Source organism: Streptomyces sp. CB02261 (assembly GCF_001905665.1).
Classification (GTDB): Bacteria; Actinomycetota; Actinomycetes; order Streptomycetales; family Streptomycetaceae; genus Streptomyces.
Window position 1 is genome coordinate 940,585 of the sequence record NZ_LIVX01000001.1, and the last position, 20,731, is coordinate 961,315.

The window sequence follows — 20,731 nt, forward strand, 5'->3', positions numbered from 1 at the left end:
TCCGGACATTCGGACGACCGGGACGGGGCGGCATGCTTGACGCTGCTCTCGGGCCCCGGCGATGGTGGCAGGCATGACGAAGCCGTCACCGCAGCCGTCCTCGCCCTCGTCCCCCTCGCCGTCCCGCATCCGGGTCGGCTCCGCCCCGGACTCCTGGGGGGTGTGGTTCCCCGACGATCCCCGGCAGGTGCCCTGGCAGCGCTTCCTCGACGAGGTGTCCGGCGCGGGCTACGAGTGGATCGAGCTCGGTCCGTACGGCTATCTGCCGACCGATCCGGGCGTCCTCACGGAGGAGACCTCCCGGCGCGGCCTGCGGGTCTCGGCGGGCACGGTCTTCACCGGTCTCCACCGCGGCCCCGACGTCTGGGACCGCACGTGGGCGCACGTCGCCGAGAACGCGGCCCTGGCACAGGCGATGGGCGCGGACCACCTGGTGGTCATCCCGGCGTTCTGGCGGGACGACCGCACGGGCGAGGTCCTGGAGGACCGGGAGCTCACCCCGGGCCAGTGGCGGGACCTGACGCGGCTGACCGAGCGTCTCGGCCGGGAGGTGCGGGAGCGGTACGGGCTGCGGATCGTCGTCCATCCGCACGCCGACACCCATCTGGACGGCGAGGTCAGCGTCACGCGGTTCCTCGACGCCACCGACCCGGACGCGGTCTCGCTCTGCCTGGACACCGGGCACTACGCGTACGCGGGCGGGGACAGCGTCAAGCTGATCGAGACGTACGGCGAGCGGATCGGCTACCTCCATCTCAAGCAGGTCGACCCGGCGGTCCTGGCCGGTGTGGTGGCCGAGGGCGTGCCGTTCGGACCGGCGGTGGCGCGGGGTGTGATGTGCGAGCCGCCGTCGGGGGTGCCGGCGCTGGAGCCCGTCCTCGCCGCCGCGGGGGCCCTGGGTGTGGACCTGTTCGCGATCGTCGAGCAGGACATGTATCCGTGCGAGCCGGACGTCCCGTACCCGATCGCGCTGCGCACCCGGCGTTTTCTGCGCTCCTGCGGTGTGTGACGGGCGCATACCTCGCTGAGCAGGGGTGAGGCACGCGGACACACCGCTGTTCCGATGCGTCACTTCTGTCACGCGTGTCTCTTGGCCGTCACGCGTGTCTTCGTTACGCGGGTGTTCCGTCACAGGCGCTCGACAGGCGCTCTCCTCCCGTCTGGAGGGGTCGTTGCAGGGGGCACAGGCTCAGTGATCGCCAACGCCCGCCCGCAGCGCCCCCGAACGGCACCCCCGCCGCCGCTGCGCGGCGAGCAGGGAGGTACCAGGCATGACGGACAAGAGGCTCTGGTCGTACAAGGACATCGCGGCACACATCAGGGTGCAGCCCGACACGGTCCGCTCCTACCGGAAGCACGGGCTGCTGCCGGCTCCCGACCACGTGGAGTCGGGCAAGCCCTACTGGTACGTGGACACGATCCGCGCCTGGGTCGCCGCCCGCCCCGGCAACCGGGGCCGCCGCGACTGACCCCCCTCGCGCCCACGACATGGCGCCGGCCCCGGAGATACTCCGGGGCCGGCGCCATGTCGTGGGGCTACTGCGCGGTGGGCGGGGCCGGTCGGACGAGCGTGTCGTATCGCTGGACCACCGTCCCGGGCGTTGCCACCGGCGCCGGCCCGGCGGGCGGCGCCGTGAGGGGCGCGGCGAGAGCCGGCGCCCCTCCGGCGGCCAGGGGGAACAGAGCGGCGAGCAGTGCCGTCGCCGCGACCGGGAACGCACGGGTGCGTTGCGTGGCAGCCCCCTCAGGGCCCGTCAGACGCGTGTCAGACCACCGTGTTGTAGATGGTGAAGCCCCAGCCGATGTTCCTGCGGATCGGCCCGGGGATCCCGCCTTCGGCCGCCGCGGAGTAGATGGTGTCGTAAGCCCAGATCCGGCCGTCCCGGTCCAGCGCGACGACGTCCGACTCCGTCCAGCGGCCGAGGTCGGGGGTGCTCACGATCGTGTTGTAGACGTTCCAGCCGCCGCCGACCCGGGCACGCGGCCGGAAGGGCTTCGCCGGAGTGCCGTTGCTGTCGACGGTGTGCTTCCACAGCACGCCGCTCGCGTCACGGGTCAGTACGCCGTCCCGCTCGCCCGTCCACGCCGTGTAGGTGTTCCAGCCGGCGCCGACCCGGGCGCGCGGCAGGAACGTGGGCGTCAGCCAGCTGTCCTTGTACTCGAAGTTCCAGAGGACGCCGTCCTTGTCCCGGGCGAGCATGCCCTCCCCGTAGCCGGTGATCGCGGTGTAGGCGTTCCACCCGGCGCTGATGCGGACGCGCGGCTTGAACGGCTTCGCGGGGTCCCCCGAGCCCTCGTGGAACCAGAGGACACCGGCCTTGTCGCGGGCGAGGAGGTTGCCCTTGCCGTTCGCGTAGGTGGGCGTGAGCTGGGTGAGCAGCGTGTACGCGTCCCAGCCGGCGCCGATGCGGGTGCGCGGCGCCAGTCTGCTGTCGGCCTCGCCGAGGGACTCGAACCGCCAGAGCACACCGCTCCTGTCCCGCGCGTGGAAGGCGCCGCGGAGGTCCCGGCTCGGGGTGCCGAGGTCGATGACGAACCCGGCGGTGCCGACCGCCACCTTGGTGCCGGTGGTGTTCGTGACCTCGAAGCGGCCGTCGATGGCGGGCTGGATGGAGCGGGCGAGCCAGTCGTCCACGGCGAACGTGACGTCGAACGTGAGCGTGGCGGCCGCCTCGACGGCCGGGAGGTCGAGCACGAAGGAGAGGTCGGTGACGCCCGGGTGGGTCGGCAGCTCCCAGTCGACCTTCACCGGCGCGGCGCCGTTCACGGACACCGTCGACGTGAGGTGTCCGGGAATGGTGTCCGGGCCGCTGTCCATGGGCGGGTTCTCGAACGGGAGGACGATCCGCGCCTTCACCGGCCCGGTCTCTCCTGCCGGCAGGTAGACCTTGAACCTGCTCTTCGCCGGGACCCCGCTTCCGACGTGGAAGGTCGGCCGGCCGCCCTCCTGGACGACCGCCCCGCCGGCGGCGGTCTGGGCCGCCATGCCCGGGGCCGGGGCGGCGACGGCCCCCGCTCCCCCGAGCACTGCCGGTGCGATGCCGGCGATCAGGGCGGTCGCCACCACCAGGGTCGTACGCATACGGGTCACGAAATCCCCTACAGCTTCATCTCATGGGCGGAGGGAAGACATCTCCCTCTGCTTGTCGGACACCTCTTCGACACGCGGTGGCGGCGAAGGGTTGTACGCGTCCGACTCGCTGATGCCGAAGCGGTCGTGGAAGCGCCTCAGCGGGCCGGGGGCCCACCAGGTGAGGCGGCCGGTCAGCTTCATCACGGAGGGGACGAGGAGGCTGCGGACCACCATGGCGTCCATGAGGACGGCGAGGGCGACGCCGAGGCCGAGCATCTTGGTGTTGGTGACGCGGGAGGTTCCGATGGCGACCATGACGACGGCGAGGATCACGGCGGCGGCGGTGATGAGGCCGCCGGTGTGGCGCAGCCCGAAGCGGACGGAGTGCTCGTGGTCGCCGGTGGCGTCGTATTCCTCCTTGATGCGGGAGAGCAGGAACACGCCGTAGTCCATGGAGAGTCCGAAGGCCACGCAGAACATGAGCACGGGCAGGGTGGTCTCGATGTCACCGGTGGGGGTGAAGCCGAGGAGGCCGGAGAGGTGCCCGTCCTGGAAGACCCAGACGACCGCCCCGAACATCGCGGTGAGGCTGAGGGCGTTGAGCACGACGGCCTGGACGGGTATGAGGACGCTGCCGGTGAGCAGGAACACCAGGAGCAGTGTGACGACGACGATGATCGCCGCCGCCCACGGCATCCGCTCGGCGAGGGCGTCCTTGGAGTCGACGAGGACGGCGGCCTGCCCGGTGACGGAGGTCTCGAACGGAGCCGGTGCGGCGCGCAGTTCGGCCACGGCCCGCTGTGCCTCCGCACCGACGGCCTCCCCTTCGGGGGTGACGGTGAAGTAGGCGTGGCCGCCGGCGCCGGTCACCGGTCCGTCGGCGCGCACGACGCCGTCGAGGGTGGTGATCCGCTCGCGGTAGTCCGCGTACTGCGCGGGGGTGGCCGGGCCCTCGGCGAGGACGGTGATGCCGCCGCCCGGGTTTCCGGGGAAGCCGTCCCGCAACTGGTCCTGGACGACCCGGGAGGAGGCGGTGACGGGGAGCTGGCGGTCGTCGGCGGTGCCGAGCCGCACGTCGAGGAAGGGCAGTCCGAGGAGGACGAGGCCGGCGGTGGTGAGGACGGCGAAGACCGGCGCCCTGCGCATCACGAGCGCGGCGCCCCGCGCCCAGCCGGCGCCTTCGCCGCCGTCCACGGCGGCCTTCCGGGGTGCGCGGCGGCGGAGGAGGAGGCGCCGCAGGTCCAGCGCGTCGACCCGGTCGCCGAGCAGGACGAGGGCCGCCGGGAGCAGGGTGAGCGCGGCGGTCGCGGCGAGCAGGACCACGGCGATCCCGGCGTACGCGAAGGAGCGCAGGAAGTATTGCGGGAAGACGAGCATCGCGGCGAGCGAGACGGCGACGGTGAGGGCCGAGAAGAGCACGGTCCGCCCGGCGGTGCGCAGGGTGGTGCGCACGGCGGTGTACGCGTCGGTGCCGGTGGCGAGCTCCTCGCGGTAGCGGCGGACGACGAACAGGGCGTAGTCGATGGCGAGTCCGAGTCCGAGGGCGGTCGTCAGGTTCTGCGCGAAGACGGAGACGTCCGTGAACTCGGTGATGCCGCGCAGGACCGCGTTGGTGCCGAGGATGGCGACGATTCCGACGCCGAGGGGCAGCAGGGCGGCCACCGCGCTGCCGAAGACCATGACGAGCAGGACGAGCGTGAGGGGCAGGGCGATCAGCTCGGCCCGCAGGAGATCCTCCTGGATGGTCACCTGCATCTCGTGGCGGACGGCGAGGGAGCCGCCGAGGGAGACGTCGACGGTGCCGTGCGCGCCCCGGTACTCGGGGGCGATCCGGTCGAGGACGGCGGCGGCGTCGTTCTCCTCGCCGGCGATCCGGGCGGCGATCACGGCCTTCCTGCCGTCCTCGGAGCGGAGCGCGGGCGAGCCGGTGGACCAGTAGGAGCCGACGCCGTCGACGCCGGGCTCGGCGTCGAGGCGCTCGGCGAGCCTCCGGGCCTCGGCGGCGGCCGCCGGGGCGTCGACGCCGGCCGGTCCGGCGTCCACGAGCAGGAGCAGGTTGGGCTGGGAGCCGGGGAAGCGGCGCTCCAGGGCCTCCGTCGCGTACGTGGACTCGGCGGCCGGGTCCTCCCAGCCGCCGCTGCCCATCCGGTCGGCGACCCCGCCGCCCGCCAGGACGGCGAGGGCGGTGAGGACGAGGGCCACGAGAAGCGTGAGGCGCGGGCGGGCGGTCACGAACCGCGTCCACCCTCCGGCGCCGCGGGAGCCTCCCCCGTGCGGGTCCCCGCCGGGCGGTGATTTCTTGACTTCGGCCATGACGAGGTGTCCCCTTCACCTGACCCGTGTGCGCGCTTCCCGGCAGGTCACATGGGTCACCCGTTGCCATAGACTGGCAAACACGAGTGATCACTCGCGTTTCTCAAGAATGCGAGCGACCTCTCGTGTTTGTCAAACGTGTTGAGAAAGCTGGGGACAGTCATGTCCGAAGACGCGCCCGACGACCTGCCCGGAGCCGTGTCCGGAGCGATGTCCGGAGACACGTCCGGAGAACCGAAGCCGCGCCGCCGCCAGGCGCGCGGCGAGCGCCGCATCGCGCAGCTGCTCCAGGCGGCCGCGAACGTCTTCTGCGCGAACGGCTACACGGCGGCGAGCACCAACGCGATCGCGCGCGAGGCCCATGTCTCGCCCGGCACGCTCTACCAGTACTTCCCGAACAAGGAAGCCATCGCGATCGAGCTCGGCGAGCGCCTCCTGCACGAGATGCGGGAGGCCCACGGCCAGGCCTTCACCCCGGAGAACCTCTCCCTGCCGCTCCCCGCGCTGCTCGACGCCGTCGTCGACCCGATGATCGAGTTCAACTGCCAGAACCCGGCCTTCCTCGCCCTCATGCACGGCTCCGAGGTCCCCGGCCGGATCGCCGAGGAGCACGACGCCCTGCACGTCTCCCTGCTCACCCGGGTGCAGGAGGTCATCGCCCACTACGCCCCCGGTCTGCCCGCCGCGGACCGCGCCCGCGTCGCCGGCATGACCTTCGCGACCTTCAAGGGCGGCCTGAGCCTCGTGCTCGCCGCACCCGAGGGTCCCGAGCGGGACGCGACGATCGTCGAGCTCAAGACCGTCCTGCTGCGCTATCTGACCCCGGTGACCGAGGGGGCGTTCACCGCGGCGCCGAGCGCCACCCCGACGCCGGCCCGCTGACGCGGCCCCGACCCGCCCGGCGCGTCGCCGGTACGACGGGTGCGGGCGTCACGCGCGCGCCACGCCCGGCACCTGACGGGATTCATACCCCCTAGGGGTAAAATCGGCGATGTACGGCCCTGACATCCACGAGGAGCACGCCATGTCCGCAGAGACGAAGACCGAACTCACCGCCGTCTACCAGGTCAAGGGCATGACCTGTGGGCACTGCGAGGGCGCCGTCTCCGGTGAGATCTCCGAACTGCCCGGCGTCACCTCGGTCACGGCCGTCGCCGCCACCGGTCAGGTGACCGTCGTCTCCGCCGCCCCGCTCGACGAGGAGGCCGTGCGCGCCGCCGTCGACGAGGCCGGGTACGAGCTGGTCTGACCGCTCGCCGTCGCACCTCCGCGGGGCCGTACCGTTACCGGTACGGCCCCGCTCCCCTTTTGGAACCGCACATGACCTCCACCCCGACCGTCACGGAGACCACCGTCACGGACACGACCGTCACCGAGCTGACGATCGGCGGCATGACCTGCGCCTCCTGCGCGGCCCGCGTCGAGAAGAAGCTCAACCGCGTGGACGGGGTGACGGCGACCGTCAACTACGCCACGGAGAAGGCGCGGGTCGAACACCCGCCGCACGTCGGCGTCGACGAGCTGATCGCCACCGTCGTCAGGACCGGCTACACCGCCGAGGAACCCCCGCCGCCCGAGCCCCCGTCGTTCCCCGAGCCTGGGACGGCGGCGGACGGCGCGGACCCCGAGCTCGCCGCCCTCCGGCAGCGGCTCACCGTCACCGCCCTCCTCGCCGCGCCCGTCGTCCTGCTCGCCATGGTCCCGGCGCTCCAGTTCGACAACTGGCAGTGGCTCTCCCTCACGCTCGCCGCCCCCGCCGTCGTCTGGGGCGGGCTGCCCTTCCACCGGGCCGCCTGGACCAACCTCCGGCACGGCGCCGCCACCATGGACACCCTCGTCTCGGTCGGCACCCTCGCCGCCTTCGGCTGGTCGCTCTGGGCGCTCTTCCTCGGCGACGCCGGCATGCCCGGCATGCGGCACGGCTTCGACCTGACCGTGGACCGGACCGACGGCGCCGCCACGATCTACCTGGAGGTCGCGGCCGGGGTCGTCACCTTCCTCCTGCTCGGCCGCTACCTGGAGGCCCGCGCCAAGCGGAAGGCGGGCGCGGCGCTCCGGGCCCTCATGGAGCTCGGCGCCAAGGACGTGGCCGTCCTGCGGGACGGCACGGAGGCACGGATCCCGGTCACCGCCCTGCGGGCCGGCGACCTCTTCGCCGTACGCCCCGGGGAGAAGATCGCCACCGACGGCACCGTCACCGAGGGCGCGTCGGCGGTCGACACCTCCCTCCTCACCGGCGAGTCCCTGCCCCTCGACGTCACCGAGGGCAGCGCCGTCACCGGCGGCTGCGTCAACGTCTCCGGCCGGCTGGTCGTCCGGGCCACCCGGGTCGGCGCCGACACCCGGCTCGCCCGGATGGCACAGCTCGTCGAGGACGCCCAGAACGGCAAGGCCCAGGTGCAGCGGCTCGCCGACCGGATCTCCGCCGTGTTCGTCCCCGTGGTGCTCCTGATCGCGCTCGGCACGCTCGTCACCTGGCTGCTCGTCACCGACGACCCGACCGCCTCGTTCACCGCCGCCGTCGCCGTCCTGATCATCGCCTGCCCCTGCGCCCTCGGGCTCGCCACCCCGACCGCCCTCATGGTCGGCACCGGCCGCGGCGCGCAGCTCGGCATCCTCATCAAGGGCCCCGAGGTCCTGGAGTCCACCCGCCGCGTCGACACGGTCGTCCTGGACAAGACGGGGACGGTCACCACCGGCCGCATGCGGCTGGTCGGCGTCCACGTGTACGGCGGGAGGTACGGGACCGACGGCACCGACGAGCTCCGGCTGCTGCGGCTCGCCGGAGCCCTCGAACACGCCTCCGAGCACCCGGTGGCCCGCGCGGTCGCGGCCGGCGCCGTCGAGCGCTGCGGGGAGCTGCCCGTACCGAAGACCTTCGAGAACGTCCCCGGGCTCGGCGTACGCGGCTCGGTCGACGGCCACCTGGTCCTCGTCGGCCGCGCCGCCCTGCTCACCGCGGAGGGCGTCGAACTGCCCACGGGCGCCCCCGAGCCCGGCGCCGTCCACGTCGCCTGGGACGGGGTCGCCCGGGGCACCCTCACCGTCGCCGACACCGTCAAGGACACCAGCGCCGAGGCGGTCGCCCTGCTGCGCGGTCTGGGGCTGCACCCCGTGCTGCTCACCGGGGACCACCGGGCGGTGGCGGAGGCGGTGGCCGCCGAGGTCGGCATCGACGAGGTGATCGCGGAGGTGCTGCCCGAGGAGAAGGCCGAGGTGGTCCGGCGGCTCCAGGCGGAGGGCCGGACCGTCGCCATGGTGGGCGACGGGGTGAACGACGCCGCCGCGCTCGCCACCGCGGATCTCGGCCTGGCGATGGGGACGGGCACCGACGCGGCCATCGAGGCGAGCGATCTGACCCTGGTCCGGGGCGACCTGCGGGTCGCCGCGGACGCCATCCGGCTCTCCCGGCGGACGCTGGCGACGATCAGGGGAAACCTGGGGTGGGCCTTCGGCTACAACCTCGCCGCGCTGCCGCTCGCGGCGGCCGGGCTGCTCGACCCGATGATCGCGGGCCTGGCCATGGCCCTTTCGTCCGTGTTCGTCGTATCCAACAGCCTGCGGCTCCGAAGCTTCACGTGAATTCACCCACACGTGACGCACAGGACCTTCACAAGGAGACCTAGATCACAGATATTGGGGGGTAACCATCTGGGCTGTTCGCGAGTCTAAGTGGGCGATGCCGAGAACGTCTTGGGGGACGTTCATTGGGAGGTCTTGGGGGACGTCCCATTGGCAAGCGTTGGCCGGGGCACGTGCACCGGGGAGCTTTGAGCGGCCCTCCCGTACGTACGTACCCCGGCAGACCGCGTCGCGCCCGACCCGCGCAGCTACTGCTGACGCCCGGCAGACGCCCGGCCAGGATCCCGTGGGGGGAATCCGCACCGGGATATGGGAAGCGCCCCGCTCGCCGACCCGTGGGGGGATCGGTGAGAGGGGCGCTTCTCGCTTTTCTCCGAAGGCTCGGTTCGCCTCCGGGGCACTTCTCGCCGTGTCGGGGTGACGCGACTAGCGGGACTCGACCGGGACGAAGTCGCGGAGGACCTCGCCCGTGTAGATCTGGCGCGGGCGGCCGATGCGGGAACCCGGCTCCTTGATCATCTCGTGCCACTGGGCGATCCAGCCGGGAAGGCGGCCGAGCGCGAAGAGCACGGTGAACATCTCGGTCGGGAAGCCCATCGCGCGGTAGATCAGACCCGTGTAGAAGTCCACGTTCGGGTACAGGTTCCGCGAGACGAAGTACTCGTCGGAGAGCGCGTGCTCCTCCAGCTTCAGCGCGATGTCGAGCAGCTCGTCGGACTTGCCGAGGGCCGACAGGACATCGTGCGCCGCCGCCTTGATGATCTTGGCGCGCGGGTCGAAGGACTTGTACACCCGGTGGCCGAAGCCCATCAGGCGGACGCCGTCCTCCTTGTTCTTCACCTTGCGGATGAAGGAGTCGACATCGCCGCCGTTGGCCTTGATGCCTTCCAGCATCTCCAGGACCGACTGGTTGGCGCCACCGTGCAGCGGGCCCCACAGGGCCGAGATGCCGGCGGAGATCGAGGCGAACATGTTCGCCTGCGAGGAGCCGACCAGACGCACGGTGGAGGTCGAGCAGTTCTGCTCGTGGTCCGCGTGCAGGATCAGCAGCTTGTCGAGCGCGTTCACGACGACCGGGTCCAGGTCGTACTCCTGCGCCGGGACCGAGAAGGTCATGCGCAGGAAGTTCTCGACGTACCCGAGGTCGTTGCGCGGGTAGACGAACGGGTGGCCGATCGACTTCTTGTACGCGTACGCCGCGATCGTCGGCAGCTTCGCGAGCAGCCGGATCGTGGAGAGGTGACGCTGCTCCTCGTCGAACGGGTTGTGGCTGTCCTGGTAGAACGTGGACAGCGCCGAGACCACCGAGGACAGCATCGCCATCGGGTGGGCGTCCCGCGGGAAGCCGCGGAAGAAGTTCTTGACGTCCTCGTGGACCAGCGTGTGCTGCGTGATCTCGTTCCTGAAGGTCGCGAGCTCGTCGACCTTGGGCAGCTCACCGTTGATCAGCAGGTACGCCACCTCAAGGAAGGTGGAGCGCTCCGCCAGCTGCTCGATGGGGTAGCCGCGGTACCGCAGGATCCCCTGCTCACCATCGAGATAGGTGATCGCGGATTTGTAGGCGGCGGTGTTGCCGTATCCGCTGTCCAGGGTGACCAGACCGGTCTGGGCTCGGAGTTTCCCGATGTCGAAGCCCTTGTCGCCGACGGTGCTCTCGACCACCGGGTAGGTGTATTCACCGTCCGCGTACCGCAGTACTACAGAGTTGTCGCTCACGTCATCCCTCACCGACGTAGTGCCTCTTCTTCGAGGTGCCCTGACTGTCTCTACCATCCCCCATTTGGCTCAGGAGAGTGCACTCGGGGTCGACCATTGGGCCAATCGGCGGCACTCAGTGCCGCCAACCTTCATATCCTGCCCCCTTCGCCCCGGTTCCGGTAGTCCTCCGTGATCTTTCACACGAGGGTGCGACCTGTGAGGCGGAAGGCCAGTGCGGTAAAGCGCCGGCCCGCGGAGACCGTCCGGACCGCCTGGGCGATGGCCCGGCGGGAGCCGACCAGGACGACGAGCTTCCGGGCGCGGGTCACGGCGGTGTAGAGCAGGTTCCGCTGGAGCATCATCCACGCGCTCATCGTGACCGGGATCACCACCGCCGGATACTCGCTGCCCTGCGAGCGGTGGATGGTGACCGCGTACGCGTGGGCCAGCTCGTCCAGCTCGTCGAAGTCGTACGGCACCTCCTCGTCCTCGTCCGTCCGCACCGTCAGCCGCTGCTCGACGGGGTCCAGGGCCGTGACGACGCCGACCGTGCCGTTGAAGACGCCGTTGGCCCCCTTCTCGTAGTTGTTGCGGATCTGGGTGACCTTGTCGCCGACCCGGAAGACCCGGCCGCCGAACCGCTTCTCCGGCAGATCCGGGCGGGCGGGGGTGATGGCCTGCTGGAGCAGTCCGTTGAGCGAGCCGGCGCCCGCCGGGCCCCGGTGCATCGGGGCGAGGACCTGGACGTCCCGGCGCGGGTCGAGCCCGAACCTGGCCGGGATCCGGTGGGCCGCGACGTCCACGGCGACCCGGGCCGCGTCCTCGGTCTCCTCCTCCGCGAAGAGGAAGAAGTCCGGCAGCCCCTCGGTCCTCGGCGGCGTGCCGGAGTTGATCCGGTGGGCGTTGACGACGACGCCGGACTCCTGGGCCTGCCGGAAGATCCGGGTGAGACGGACCGCCGGCACGGGGCTGCCCGGCGCGAGCAGATCACCGAGGACCTCGCCCGCGCCCACCGACGGAAGCTGGTCGACGTCGCCCACGAGCAGCAGATGGGCGCCCGGTGCCACCGCCTTCACCAGCTTGTTCGCGAGGAGCAGGTCGAGCATGGAGGCCTCGTCGACCACCACCAGATCGGCGTCGAGCGGCCGGTCCCGGTCGTAGGCCGCGTCGCCGCCGGGCTTGAGCTCCAGGAGCCGGTGGACCGTGGAGGCCTCGGCGCCCGTCAGCTCGGCGAGCCGCTTCGCGGCCCGTCCGGTGGGGGCGGCGAGGACGACCCGCGCCTTCTTGGCGCGGGCCAGCTCCACGATGGAGCGGACCGTGAACGACTTGCCGCAGCCGGGGCCGCCGGTGAGCACGGCGACCTTGCGGGTGAGGGCGAGCCGCACGGCCTCCTCCTGCTCGGGCGCGAGCGAGGCCCCGGTCCGGTCCGCGAGCCAGGCGAGGGCCTTGTCCCACGCCACGTCCCGGAAGGCGGGCATCCGGTCCTCGTCGGCGCCGAGCAGCCGGCGGAGCTGACCCGCGAGCGACAGCTCGGCCCGGTGGAAGGGGATCAGGTACACCGCGGTGACGGGCGTCCCCTCGGGGCCGGGCACCACCTCCCGTACGACCCCCTCGGGGTCCTCGGCGAGCTCGGCCAGGCACTCGATGACGAGCCCCGTGTCCACCTGGAGGAGCTTCACCGCGTCCGCGATCAGCCGCTCCTCGGGCAGGAAGCAGTGGCCCTGGTCGCTCGACTGCGACAGCGCGTACTGCAGGCCCGCCTTCACCCGGTCCGGGCTGTCGTGCGGTATGCCCACGGCCTGCGCGATGCGGTCGGCGGTGAGGAAGCCGATGCCCCAGACGTCGGCGGCGAGCCGGTAGGGCTGGTTCCGTACGACGGAGATCGAGGCGTCCCCGTACTTCTTGTAGATCCGGACCGCGATGGAGGTGGAGACGCCGACCTCCTGGAGGAAGACCATCACCTCCTTGATCGCCTTCTGCTCCTCCCAGGCCGCCATGATGTTCTTGACGCGCTTGGGGCCGAGGCCGGGCACCTCGATCAGACGCGCGGGGGACTCGTCGAGGACGTCCAGGGTGTCGAGACCGAAGTGCGTGGTGATGCGGTCGGCGAAGACGGGGCCGATGCCCTTGACGAGCCCGGAGCCGAGATAGCGCCGGATGCCCTGGATGGTGGCGGGCAGGACGGTCGTGTAGTTGTCGACGGTGAACTGCTTGCCGTACTGCGGGTGGGAGCCCCAACGGCCCTCCATCCGCAGCGACTCCCCCGGCTGCGCGCCGAGCAGCGAGCCGACCACGGTGAGCAGGTCCCCGGCCCCACGCCCGGTGTCGACCCGCGCGACCGTGTACCCGCTCTCCTCGTTGGCGTAGGTGATCCGCTCCAGGACCCCGGTCACTTCACAAACACCCTGGCGGCTGCCTTGCTGCGACTCGACTCCCCTACCGGGCATGCCCCACCTGGCTTTCTAGGTCTCCGATGCCTGGGAGGCTATCGCCCGCCACCGACAGAGCGGCCATCTCGCGGTTTCTCGCAGCCACAGGTGTGATGGGATCCCGGGTATGACAGATTGGCCGCGACTCAGCCACGCCTACGGCTCTGCCGAAGACATACCCGCCCTGCTGGCACGCATCGCGTCCGAGTCCGAGCCGGGGCTCTGGAACGACCTGTGGTCCGCGCTCTGCCACCAAGGCAGCGTGTACTCGGCCAGCTTCGCGGCGCTGCCCTGGCTCGCCGGCATGGCTGACGACGAAGACCGAGGCCAAGCCGTGAACGCCCTGAACCTGGCGGGCGCCATCATGGCCGGCGCCGAGCAGGCGCATGGAGCCGGTGATGTCCGGACAGAGCACTCGGCGGAGATCGCGACCCTGCTGGCATCGGTGAACCGTCATCTCCGGAGCGCGACCCACCGCACCGAGTACATCGATCTCCTGGAGTCCGTGCTCGGCTTCGAGGGCATCGTGGGGTGGAGCGAGAACCTGGCCTGGGGCCTCGGGAACGAGGAGTACGAGGTCTCCTGTCCCGGGTGCGAGACCGACCTGTTCATCGTCCTCGGTGAACGCGGGTTCTTCTGCACCGCCGAGGACTACGCATTGTCGGACGGCGACATCGATGCCCGGCCGCTTCGACCGACGACTCCCGAAGATCTGGAAGGCCTCGGTCGACGTCTCCACCACATCGCGCTCACCGACGGCCAACAGGACGTCGCACACCAGCTGACCTTCGTTTTCGGGAGCGCGACCTGCCCGGACTGCGAGACCGAGTTCTCCGTCGCCGACCAGGTCAGCGCCGACTGGACAAGCACCCGGTAGTCCCGGACTCGCTCGACCACACCACGACCTCGGGGAGACCTCGGACAGCGCAGCCGCCGTCGTGGAGTCACGCCCGAGGCAGGAACCCCTCTCGCAGCTGCGGGTCACGCAGGAGTGCCAGTACCTCGTCCTCTCCCGCGAAGAGCGCCTCCGCTGCGGCGTGCTCGGACTGGTGGAACATCGCGACGAGCACGTCGACGAGTGGGCGGTTCCAGGAGACGCGGACGATCTCCTTCGCCTTGTCGCACTGCCCCTTGTCCGTGGCGATGCGCCATAGTTCCAGGGAGTGCCGCGCCGTCGCGTAGGCGTCCACCCGCCCCTTGACCAGGACCGCCCTGCTGTTCAGTCCGAACACGTCGATGCACGCCTCACCTTGTGGCGTCCTCGCCCTGTACTCCCCGATCGGCAGCACCAGCCGCAGATGGTCCAGCGGATCCCGCAGGGTCGGGTCGACCAGGAGAGGGACGCCGTCGCCGTCGGTCGGGAACCGGCTCCGCTTCTGGTTGCTGTTGCAGTACGAGCAGGCCAGCAGGTGATTGAGCCAGTCGAAGGTACGAAGCGGAGTACGGCTCTTCGGGTCGAAGTGGTCGATGTCCGTTCCCTGGCTGTCACCGCAGTACATGCAACGCGCGTGGCCTGGCGCCATCTCCGTGAGTGCGGCGACGAGGCTGGGACGTACGCCTCGCCGGGCGGCCCAGAGGTCCTTCGCCGTCGCCTTCCGGGCCTTCTCCGTGGTCTGTTCCGCGATCTTCTCGGTGTACTCCCCCAGCCGCGTCGCCGTACCCTGCGGCAGCGCGACACGCCGAAGCCGGATCATTCGGCGTCGCCCTCCGCGATCTCGTCGGAGAGCCGCTGGAGATGCGCGGACATCTCGTCGAGGCGAGCCGTCGGCGAACTCGTGAGCCGGCTCTTCAGCTCCTTGTAACGGCCCAGGGTCTCCGCAGACGTGTCACCGTCGTAGACGCTCGCCTCAAGCTCCACGAACTCGGCCCGGAGTCGCTCGGCCCTTGCGGAGTACGGGGTGTCCAGACCGAACAGGTCGGAGAGCACCGCGTCGTCCCCGCTGCCGAAGACCACCCGCTCGTACAGGTCCTCCGTCACCACTTCAGGTGCCGCCTCCTCGTCGACTCCGGGGAGACGGATCAGGCCTCCCGGATCGGCCGCCTGACAGATGTACGGGCTGTGCGTGGTGACGATGAACTGGATACGGGGGAAGCGCGAGGTCAACCACGGTCCGATGCGCCGCTGCCAGGTGATGTGGAGGTGCGCGTCGATCTCGTCGATGATCACGACTCCGGGGACGCTGATCACCCGGAGGCCCTCGCCGTCTCCCGGGAACGCCGCGTCACCGAACGCGTCGTGGATCTGCTTGAGCAGGTCGACGACGAAGGAGGCGACCGTACGGAAGCCGTCGCTCATCTCACGCAAGGGGAAGCGCTGTCCGTCGCGGGTGACCCAGAGCCCCTCGGAGTCCACGTCGTCCACGCGGTATCCATCCGGCAGAAGCCCGTCACCCAGGATGGACAGGGCTGCCCCCTTCAGGGCTTCGGCGCCCTCCTTCCCCTCCAGCGCACGAAGGTGCTGCTCGATCAGCCAGGCGACGCCCTCGGCGAGCGAGGCGTCCTCGTGGAACAGGCTGGCCTGACGGGCGACCGGGCCGGAGGCCAGCATCAGTCGCTGCACGTCTCCGGAGCCGCCTGCCATGCGCCGGAACGGCCCGTACGCGGCGCAGAACCAGCCCGCGGGGTTGTCGGCCCACGGGCCGCGGCGGGCAGGAGTGGCACTGGTCGCCCGCGCCTTCGGGTACCGAACCTCCTCCAGCGCCGGCTGCGCGGCCCGGCGACTGCCGCTCGCTTCCCCAGGCGCGGTCCACCGAAGTCCCGTCCAGAACTGGTTGACGGTCCTCCCCCCGGTACTGAACTTGTCGAACTTCTCGTCCCTCACGATCTCGGCCTCGGCGCTGCCGAGCTCCGCCCCCCGCGCGATCCAGTTCTCGAAGCCCTGGACGAGCCCACGCGCTGCTACCGGCCCGCTCAGCGCCAGAGCCAGGGCACGCAGCAGGGTCGTCTTGCCCGAACCGTTACGGCCCGCGAGCACCGTCCAGCCCGCGTGGCTGCCGTCGGGCCGGGTCAGCGCCAGGTCGACCGTGCGAGGACCGTGGAACGACTTGATGTTCTCGATATGGATCCTGTTGACGTACATGGAGTCGTGTCCGTTCGCTCGGTCCTGAGGGCGGAACCAGGGCAGGAGACGACCTGCCGACCCGGGCGGCCGATTCTACGGAAGGTGGCACGGGCTTCATGTGACGCGCTCGTCGGCGCCGGACCCTCGCGACGCAATGCCGGGCCCGAGGCGGGTGGGGCCGCACAACCCCACCCCTCCTCGGCCCCGGCGGGCGAAGGGCCGCACCCCTTCGGGCTCGTGGGCGCCGCCGGGCGCACGGGCTCGGGCGGCGTTCCTGGGGGCGTCGCCCCGCGGGCTCAGACGGCCAGGAAGCGGTCCAGCGTCTCCTCCAGGACCTCGACGCCGTCCCTGGCCCACAGGTCGTCGTTGAAGAGCTCCACCTCGACCGGGCCCGCGTACCCCGCCTTCTCGACGAGGTCGGCCCAGGCGCGGAGGTCGATCACCCCGTCGCCCAGCTGCCCCCGGCCGTGGAGGACCCCGGCCGGCAGCGGGGTGGTCCAGTCGGCGAGCTGGAAGGAGTGAATGCGGCCGGTCGCGCCCGCCCGCTCCACCGCCGCCGGGGCCCGGTCGTCCCACCACAGGTGGTACGTGTCGACGGTGACGCCCACCTGGGAGGCGGGGAAGCGCTCCGCGATGTCCAGGGCCTGGTCGAGGGTGGAGACCGCGCACCGGTCGGAGGCGTACATCGGGTGGAGCGGCTCGATGGCGAGGCGGACACCGCGCTCCCCCGCGTACGGGGCCAGTTCGCCGATCGCCTCCGCGATCCGGGCCCTGGCCGAGGGGAGGTCGGGACAGGCGGGGGTGAGGCCGCCGGAGACCAGGACGAGGGTGTCGGTGCCGAGCGTCACCGCCTCGTCGATCGCCGCGCGGTTGTCCTCCTCCCACCCGTCCGAGGTGAAGAAGCCGCCCCGGCAGAGGGTGGTGACGGCCAGCCCGGCGTCCCGGACCAGGGCCGCGGCGGCCTCGACCCCGTACTCCTGGACGGGCGCGCGCCACAGTCCCACGCCGGGGATGCCGAGGCGGACGCACTGGGCGACGAGGTCGGGCAGCGGCAGCTGCTTGACCGTCATCTGGTTGACGCCGAAGCGGTCGAGGTTCACTGCGGTACTCCGTACACCGTGAGCAGGGATCGCATGCGGGCCTCCGCGAGCGCCGGGTCGGGGAACAGGCCGAGGCCGTCGGCGAGTTCGTAGGCGCGCGCGAGGTGCGGGAGCGAGCGGGCGGACTGGAGTCCGCCGACCATCGTGAAGTGGTCCTGGTGACCGGCCAGCCAGGCGAGGAGGACGACGCCCGTCTTGTAGAAGCGGGTCGGCGTCCGGAACAGGTGCCGGGAGAGGGCGACCGTCGGGTCGAGGGTCGCGCGGAAGCCCTCGACGTCTCCCGTGTCCAGGGTCCTGACGGCGTCCGCCGCCAGCGGAGCCAGCGGGTCGAAGATGCCGAGCAGGGCGTGGCTGAAGCCCTGGTCGTCGCCCGCGATCAGCTCCGGGTAGTGGAAGTCGTCGCCGGTGTAGCAGCGGACGCCCTCCGGGAGGCGGCGGCGCAGCGCGACCTCGCGCCCGGCGTCGAGGAGGGACACCTTGATGCCGTCGACCTTGTCGGGGTGCGCGGCGATGACGTCGAGGAAGGTCTCGGTGGCGGTGTCGAGGTCGGCCGAACCCCAGTAGCCGGCGAGCGCCGGGTCGAACATCGGGCCGAGCCAGTGCAGGATGACCGGTTCGCTCGCCTGGCGCAGGAGGTGGCCGTACAGGTCGAGGTAGTCCTCGGGGCCGGTCGCGGTGGCGGCGAGGGCGCGGGAGGCCATCAGGATGGCCTGGGAGCCGGTCTCCTCGACGAGCGCGAGCTGCTCCTCGTACGCCTTGCGGACGCCTGCCAGGTCGGTGGGGCCGGTGAGCTGGTCGGTGCCGACGCCGCAGGCGATCAGGCCGCCGACCGCCTCGGCCTCCGCCGCGCTGCGCCGGATCAGCTCGGCCGCGCCGGACCAGTCGAGGCCCATCCCGCGCTGGGCGGTGTCCATGGCCTCCGCGACGCCGAGGCCCTGGGACCAGAGGTGGCGGCGGAAGGCGAGGGTGGCGTCCCAGTCGACGGCCGCCGGGGAGTCGGGGGTGGTGTCGGCGTACGGGTCGGCGACGACGTGGGCGGCGGAGAAGACCGTACGGGAGACGAGGGCGCCGCCGCCGGAGACGGCGAGGGGCTCGGTGCGCGGCGTGTACTTTCTCGTGCCGCCGTCGGGTGCGGGCAGGCGGATCACAGGCTCACCTCCGGGACGTCGAGGCGGCGGCCCTCGGCGGCGGACCTCAGGCCGAGCTCGGCGAGCTGGACGCCGCGGGCGCCGGCGAGGAGGTCCCACTGGTACGGCTCGCCGAGGGTGACGTGCCGCAGGAACAGCTCCCACTGGGCCTTGAAGCCGTTGTCGAAGGCGGCGTTGTCGGGGACCTCCTGCCACTGGTCGCGGAAGGACTCGGTGGCCGGGATGTCCGGGTTCCAGACGGGCTTCGGGGTGGCCGAGCGGTGCTGGACGCGGCAGCCGCGCAGTCCGGCGACGGCGGAGCCGTGGGTGCCGTCGACCTGGAACTCGACGAGTTCGTCGCGGTTGACGCGGACCGTCCAGGAGGAGTTGATCTGGGCGATGGCGCCGCCCTCCAGCTGGAAGATGCCGTACGCCGCGTCGTCGGCGGTGGCCTCGTACGGCTTGCCCTGCTCGTCCCAGCGGCGCGGGACGTGGGTGGCGACCTGGGCCGTGACGGAGGTGACCCGGCCGAACAGCTCGTGGAGCACGTACTCCCAGTGCGGGAACATGTCGACGACGATGCCGCCGCCGTCCTCCGAGCGGTAGTTCCAGCTGGGGCGCTGGGCGTCCTGCCAGTCGCCCTCGAAGACCCAGTAGCCGAACTCGCCCCGGACGGAGAGGATCTCGCCGAAGAAGCCGCCGTCGATGAGCCGCTTGAGCTTGAGCAGGCCCGGCAGGAACAGCTTGTCCTGGACGACGCCGTGCTTGATGCCCTTCTCGGAGGCGCGCCGGGCGAGGTCGAGGGCGCCGGCGAGGTCGGCGGCGGTGGGCTTCTCGGTGTAGATGTGCTTCCCGGCGTCGATGGCCTTGGTGAGCGCCTCGACGCGGGCGGAGGTGACCTGGGCGTCGAAGTAGATGTCGATGCTGTCGTCGGCGAGGACGGCGTCGAGATCGGTGGACCACTCGGTGAGGCCGTGACGCTCGGCGAGCGCGCGCAGGGCGTGCTCGCGGCGGCCGACGAGGACGGGCTCGGGCCAGAGGGTCTCGCCGTTGCCGAGGTCGAGGCCTCCCTGTTCGCGCAGGGCGAGGATCGAGCGGACGAGGTGCTGGCGGTATCCCATGCGTCCCGTGACGCCGTTCATGGCGATGCGGACTGTCCTGCGTGTCACAAGAGGTTCCTCTCCCGGTTGCGCCGCACCTTCAGAAGAAAGCGCTTTCTATCGAGGATGACGCTAGCCTGCCGACATCGCCGTCGACAAGGGCCTCGGAGGTACGCACAAACGATGACCGTCACCCTGGCGGACGTGGCCGCCCGCGCACGGGTCTCCCCCGCGACCGTGTCCCGCGTTCTCAACGGCAACTACCCGGTCGCCGAGTCCACCCGCGAGCGCGTGCTGCGGGCGGTGGACGAACTGGACTACGTCCTCAACGGCCCCGCGAGCTCCCTCGCCGCCGCCACCTCCGACCTGGTCGGCGTCCTCGTCAACGACATCGCCGACCCCTTCTTCGGGATCATGGCGAGCGCGGCGCAGAGCGCGATCGGGGAGGGCGCGTCGGGGCGCGGCGGGGGTGAGAAGCTCGCCGTCGTCTGCAACACCGGCGGCTCCCCCGCCCGCGAACTGACCTACCTCACCCTGCTCCAGCGGCAGCGGGCCGCGGCCGTCATCCTCATGGGCGGCTCCCTGGAGGACCCCGGGCACCTGGCGGCGACGGCCGGCAAGCTCGCCAAGCTGGCGGAGGCGGGGACCCGGGTCGTGCTGTGCGGGCGCCCGCCGGTGCCGGGCGACGCGAACGCGGCCGCGCTCGCCTTCGACAACAGGACCGGCGCGCAGCGCCTCACCGAGCACCTGCTCGGGCTCGGCCACCGGCGCATCGGTTACGCGGCCGGGCCCGCCGACCGGACCACGACCCGGCACCGGCTCGAAGGCCACCGGGCGGCGCTCGCGGAGGCGGGGGTCGCGGAGGGGCCGACGGTCCACGGGGCGTACGACCGGGAGGCCGGCTACACGGCCACGGCCGAGCTCCTCGCCCGTGACCCGGACCTGACGGCGGTCGTCGCCGCCAACGACACGGTGGCCCTCGGCGTCTGCGCGGCCCTGCGGGAACGGGGCCTGGACATCCCCGGCGACGTGTCCGTGGCGGGCTTCGACGACCTGCCGTTCTCGGTGGACGCGGTCCCGGCCCTGACGACCGTCCGCCTCCCGCTCCACGAGGCGGGGATCCGCGCGGGCCGCCTGGCGATGGGCACGGAGGAACCCCTGGCGGGCGGCGTGGAAACGGTCCCGGGCGAGCTGGTGGTACGGGGGTCGACGGGGCGGCCACGGGGGTAGGGGGGCCTGGGCGGGCGG

General features: G+C 71.6%; 16 protein-coding genes. 7 read left to right on the forward strand and 9 right to left on the reverse strand.

Features of this window, described 5'->3' with window-relative positions:
* Nucleotides 1-73: 73 nt before the first annotated feature.
* Both AMK29_RS04260 and AMK29_RS04265 read left to right on the forward strand, forming a co-directional pair.
* Nucleotides 74-1,009 carry a sugar phosphate isomerase/epimerase family protein gene (locus AMK29_RS04260; RefSeq protein WP_073807610.1) on the forward strand — a complete coding sequence of 312 codons (936 nt, stop codon included), beginning with the start codon at nucleotides 74-76 and terminating at the stop codon, nucleotides 1,007-1,009.
* Between the two features lie 262 nt (nucleotides 1,010-1,271).
* On the forward strand, nucleotides 1,272-1,469 hold the full coding sequence (locus AMK29_RS04265) for a helix-turn-helix transcriptional regulator (protein WP_073807613.1): 198 nt from the start codon (nucleotides 1,272-1,274) through the stop codon (nucleotides 1,467-1,469).
* 296 nt (nucleotides 1,470-1,765) lie between these two features.
* Here AMK29_RS04265 and AMK29_RS36925 read toward each other — a convergent pair whose 3' ends face one another.
* Together AMK29_RS36925 and AMK29_RS04275 are read right to left on the reverse strand one after the other, a co-directional pair.
* Complete coding sequence (locus AMK29_RS36925) at nucleotides 1,766-3,082, reverse strand: hypothetical protein (RefSeq protein WP_073807615.1); 1,317 nt, start codon at nucleotides 3,080-3,082, stop codon at nucleotides 1,766-1,768.
* A 30-nt stretch (nucleotides 3,083-3,112) separates the two neighbouring features.
* Nucleotides 3,113-5,386, reverse strand: coding sequence for an MMPL family transporter (locus AMK29_RS04275; protein ID WP_073807618.1), 2,274 nt, complete (start codon nucleotides 5,384-5,386; stop codon nucleotides 3,113-3,115).
* Nucleotides 5,387-5,548: 162 nt separating this feature from the next.
* Between AMK29_RS04275 and AMK29_RS04280 the strand changes: the two genes are divergently transcribed.
* From AMK29_RS04280 to AMK29_RS04290, 3 genes are all read left to right on the forward strand, one after another.
* Complete coding sequence (locus AMK29_RS04280; RefSeq protein WP_073807621.1) at nucleotides 5,549-6,268, forward strand: TetR/AcrR family transcriptional regulator; 720 nt, start codon at nucleotides 5,549-5,551, stop codon at nucleotides 6,266-6,268.
* Nucleotides 6,269-6,410: 142 nt separating this feature from the next.
* A complete protein-coding gene (locus tag AMK29_RS04285) occupies nucleotides 6,411-6,635 on the forward strand; it encodes a heavy-metal-associated domain-containing protein (RefSeq protein WP_073808276.1) in 225 nt (74 codons plus the stop codon).
* Nucleotides 6,636-6,706: 71 nt separating this feature from the next.
* Nucleotides 6,707-8,968, forward strand: a complete 2,262-nt coding sequence (locus AMK29_RS04290) for a heavy metal translocating P-type ATPase (RefSeq protein ID WP_073807624.1) — start codon at nucleotides 6,707-6,709, stop codon at nucleotides 8,966-8,968.
* Between the two features lie 426 nt (nucleotides 8,969-9,394).
* Here the strand turns inward: AMK29_RS04290 and AMK29_RS04295 are convergent, their stop codons facing one another.
* On the reverse strand, nucleotides 9,395-10,684 hold the full coding sequence (locus tag AMK29_RS04295) for a citrate synthase (RefSeq protein WP_073807627.1): 1,290 nt from the start codon (nucleotides 10,682-10,684) through the stop codon (nucleotides 9,395-9,397).
* Nucleotides 10,685-10,863: 179 nt separating this feature from the next.
* Nucleotides 10,864-13,113: an SF1B family DNA helicase RecD2 gene (gene recD2 / locus AMK29_RS04300; RefSeq protein WP_073807630.1), complete on the reverse strand. Its 2,250-nt coding sequence runs from the start codon at nucleotides 13,111-13,113 to the stop codon at nucleotides 10,864-10,866.
* 109 nt (nucleotides 13,114-13,222) lie between these two features.
* Between recD2 and AMK29_RS04305 the strand changes: the two genes are divergently transcribed.
* The gene (locus tag AMK29_RS04305; RefSeq protein WP_073807632.1) at nucleotides 13,223-13,972 is read left to right on the forward strand and encodes a hypothetical protein; all 750 of its coding nucleotides are present in this window, start codon (nucleotides 13,223-13,225) and stop codon (nucleotides 13,970-13,972) included.
* 67 nt (nucleotides 13,973-14,039) lie between these two features.
* On the opposite strand, the gene AMK29_RS04310 is transcribed toward AMK29_RS04305, so the two are convergent.
* The 5 genes from AMK29_RS04310 to AMK29_RS04335 form a co-directional block, all read right to left on the reverse strand.
* Nucleotides 14,040-14,789: an HNH endonuclease gene (locus tag AMK29_RS04310; RefSeq protein WP_073807635.1), complete on the reverse strand. Its 750-nt coding sequence runs from the start codon at nucleotides 14,787-14,789 to the stop codon at nucleotides 14,040-14,042.
* Nucleotides 14,786-16,174 (reverse strand): AAA family ATPase, encoded by a 1,389-nt coding sequence (locus AMK29_RS04315; RefSeq protein ID WP_079196737.1) that lies wholly within the window; start codon nucleotides 16,172-16,174, stop codon nucleotides 14,786-14,788. The genes AMK29_RS04310 and AMK29_RS04315 overlap by 4 nt, the downstream gene beginning before the upstream one ends.
* A 278-nt stretch (nucleotides 16,175-16,452) precedes the next feature.
* On the reverse strand, nucleotides 16,453-17,226 hold the full coding sequence (locus AMK29_RS04325) for a sugar phosphate isomerase/epimerase family protein (protein ID WP_073808279.1): 774 nt from the start codon (nucleotides 17,224-17,226) through the stop codon (nucleotides 16,453-16,455).
* 26 nt (nucleotides 17,227-17,252) lie between these two features.
* Nucleotides 17,253-18,404, reverse strand: coding sequence for a dihydrodipicolinate synthase family protein (locus AMK29_RS04330; protein ID WP_073807637.1), 1,152 nt, complete (start codon nucleotides 18,402-18,404; stop codon nucleotides 17,253-17,255).
* Nucleotides 18,401-19,552: a Gfo/Idh/MocA family protein gene (locus tag AMK29_RS04335; protein WP_073807640.1), complete on the reverse strand. Its 1,152-nt coding sequence runs from the start codon at nucleotides 19,550-19,552 to the stop codon at nucleotides 18,401-18,403. The genes AMK29_RS04330 and AMK29_RS04335 overlap by 4 nt, the downstream gene beginning before the upstream one ends.
* Nucleotides 19,553-19,666: 114 nt before the next feature.
* Between AMK29_RS04335 and AMK29_RS04340 the strand changes: the two genes are divergently transcribed.
* Nucleotides 19,667-20,713 carry a LacI family DNA-binding transcriptional regulator gene (locus tag AMK29_RS04340; RefSeq protein ID WP_073807644.1) on the forward strand — a complete coding sequence of 349 codons (1,047 nt, stop codon included), beginning with the start codon at nucleotides 19,667-19,669 and terminating at the stop codon, nucleotides 20,711-20,713.
* Nucleotides 20,714-20,731 lie beyond the last annotated feature (18 nt).

Coding starts and splice junctions, on each gene's coding strand:
- AMK29_RS04260 (WP_073807610.1), top strand. CDS start 74: ATGACGAAGCCGTCACCGCAGCCGTCCTCGCCCTCGTCCCCCTCGCCG.
- AMK29_RS04265 (WP_073807613.1), top strand. CDS start 1,272: ATGACGGACAAGAGGCTCTGGTCGTACAAGGACATCGCGGCACACATC.
- AMK29_RS36925 (WP_073807615.1), bottom strand. CDS start 3,082: ATGCGTACGACCCTGGTGGTGGCGACCGCCCTGATCGCCGGCATCGCA.
- AMK29_RS04275 (WP_073807618.1), bottom strand. CDS start 5,386: ATGGCCGAAGTCAAGAAATCACCGCCCGGCGGGGACCCGCACGGGGGA.
- AMK29_RS04280 (WP_073807621.1), top strand. CDS start 5,549: ATGTCCGAAGACGCGCCCGACGACCTGCCCGGAGCCGTGTCCGGAGCG.
- AMK29_RS04285 (WP_073808276.1), top strand. CDS start 6,411: ATGTCCGCAGAGACGAAGACCGAACTCACCGCCGTCTACCAGGTCAAG.
- AMK29_RS04290 (WP_073807624.1), top strand. CDS start 6,707: ATGACCTCCACCCCGACCGTCACGGAGACCACCGTCACGGACACGACC.
- recD2 (WP_073807630.1), bottom strand. CDS start 13,113: ATGCCCGGTAGGGGAGTCGAGTCGCAGCAAGGCAGCCGCCAGGGTGTT.
- AMK29_RS04305 (WP_073807632.1), top strand. CDS start 13,223: ATGACAGATTGGCCGCGACTCAGCCACGCCTACGGCTCTGCCGAAGAC.
- AMK29_RS04310 (WP_073807635.1), bottom strand. CDS start 14,789: ATGATCCGGCTTCGGCGTGTCGCGCTGCCGCAGGGTACGGCGACGCGG.
- AMK29_RS04315 (WP_079196737.1), bottom strand. CDS start 16,174: ATGTACGTCAACAGGATCCATATCGAGAACATCAAGTCGTTCCACGGT.
- AMK29_RS04325 (WP_073808279.1), bottom strand. CDS start 17,226: ATGACGGTCAAGCAGCTGCCGCTGCCCGACCTCGTCGCCCAGTGCGTC.
- AMK29_RS04340 (WP_073807644.1), top strand. CDS start 19,667: ATGACCGTCACCCTGGCGGACGTGGCCGCCCGCGCACGGGTCTCCCCC.